Here is a 2,057-nt window from a genome sequence, read left to right on the forward strand (position 1 = left end):
GTCAGCGATGGGCACAAGTGCGAATGCAATTTCAATTGCATCAAGTGCAAGTATTGCTTCATCTGCAGCCAAGAAGTTGTCAAACGCGAATGCAGCAATGAAGTCAGCCGCTGCTAGCTTTGATCCACTTGGTGATATTGCGCAAGCTGAATTGTCAATCATCGCCGACCAAACGGTCAAGGCAAGCAGTATTGCCACGAGCACGGCTTCATTAATTGATAATCAAGCCTTGTACAAGGCGCAAGTTGTTGGTACGTATTCAAACGTGGCATCATCAGCTTTGAGTGTGGCCAAGTCGTTGACGACGAAAGCAACGGCATCTGGCTTGTCAAATGTTGATACCGCATCATCATTGGCTAGCCAAATCGCAAGTGCAGCAATGAAGGCATCATCAGCGTACAGTACGGCTAGTTCGATTGCGGCGTTGATCACGGATTCGAATGCCTCAGTGAGTGCCGCTTTGAGTTACGAAGCAAGTGCTGCCAATCAAGCTGGCGTCTTTACTTCACAAGCCCAATCAGTGATGAATTCATTGTATGCGGCGACGGCGGGTGAAGAAGCTGGTAATGATTCAGCATTGGCTCTGAATTTGGGTATCATGAATACCTATTCAGCATCAGCCAGTGCTTACTATGCCGCATTGTCAAACGCGAATGTGTTGACGAAAAATACGAAGTCGCTTACAGCTACTAGTGCGTCGTACTATGCAAGTAGTGCAAGCACGGCTTATTCATATTTGACAAAACTTGCCTCACAAGCGTCATCAATGTATGCCACGTTGGGGAACAATCCAACGTCAACGGCGACCCGCATTAGTTCGGCGATTGCCAGCGAATTTGCAAATGGGCAAACGTTGTTGAGCGCAACGCAATCGATGGCATCATCTATTATGAATAGCAGTTCAGTGGTTTCGTGGTCATCTGGTGGATTGACTGGTAGTGCGGCAACTTCTTCAGCGGCCGATTTGGCTTCTTCATTGGCTGAATCGATGAAGGCCAATGGGCAAGCTGGAACCGGGGATGTTGATACGCGTTTGTCGACGCCTTTGAAGGTGGCCGCGGGTGATAACAAGCAATTGTTGCCAAACGGTGTCTCACCAAAGATGACGTTGAAGGAATGGGGCCTGCCCGAACAATTCATTCACGCCATTGTTTACTACTCAATGACCTTCGATGGAAATTCACTAGCTGCGCACGGTATTACAGATGATAACGTGACGTGGGGTGATTTGATGAACATCTCAAAGTTGGACCTATCAGACCAAATCGTTAAGGCAACGACTTACGATGGTACGCCAGATCCACTGTATGATGCGAAGAAGAATCCATACGATGCTAATACTAATCCGGAAGGTTCAAAGACTATTAAGCAAGCCCAACGTAACGGCATTGGTGATTATTTTGCGAGTGTGCCTTCATGGCAATTGTCAATTTATGATGCCGATACGTGGAAGAGTGCGAATAAGTTTAACTGGAACAACGGACAACAATTGTTTGCCAGTTTTGATGCCATTATCATGGGTGCCACGACGATGACGTCGCTGGATATGTCAAACTGGAAAGCTAGTGCTGAAAATCCAGCCAACGCTTCAACGCAAGAAGATCCATCATGGTCGTACTCATTTGGTTTCTTGAACTTGGAGAGCTTGTCTAATTTGAAGCAGTTGTCATTGGCCTACGATAACTTGGGTAACCAGTTGTTCAGTGGTCAGGACTTCCGTATTTTCAACAACAAGACATTGACGACATTGGATATTTCTGGAAACATCATGACCAATTTGGGTGGTTCTTCAGGAAGTTCACGTGTCGTAACAGGTTATCCCAAGTTGGTTAACTTGAATATGTCAAACATGGCGGCGATGACTACGTTCCCGCCTGAATTGAATAACGCTAATAACGATTTTGCTAAGCGTATTCAGTCTTTGCAAATCGACAATGACAACTTCACGTCATTGCCAGCTTGGATTACGGTTGCTGCCCAAAACGGTTTGATTATTTTGACGGCCACTGGAAACAAGTTGACGTCTGCCGACCAATCACTTTTGCAGAAGCCATCAT

General features: G+C 46.2%; 1 protein-coding gene. It reads left to right on the forward strand.

The window, feature by feature from the left end; all coding sequences use genetic code 11:
• A partial coding sequence (locus tag WEIDD23_RS03990; RefSeq protein ID WP_197458796.1) for a leucine-rich repeat domain-containing protein occupies window positions 1–2,057 on the forward strand: 2,057 nt, incomplete at both ends.

The sequence above is a fragment of the Weissella sp. DD23 genome (assembly GCF_001579105.1).
GTDB classification, from domain to species: Bacteria; Bacillota; Bacilli; order Lactobacillales; family Lactobacillaceae; genus Weissella; species Weissella cibaria.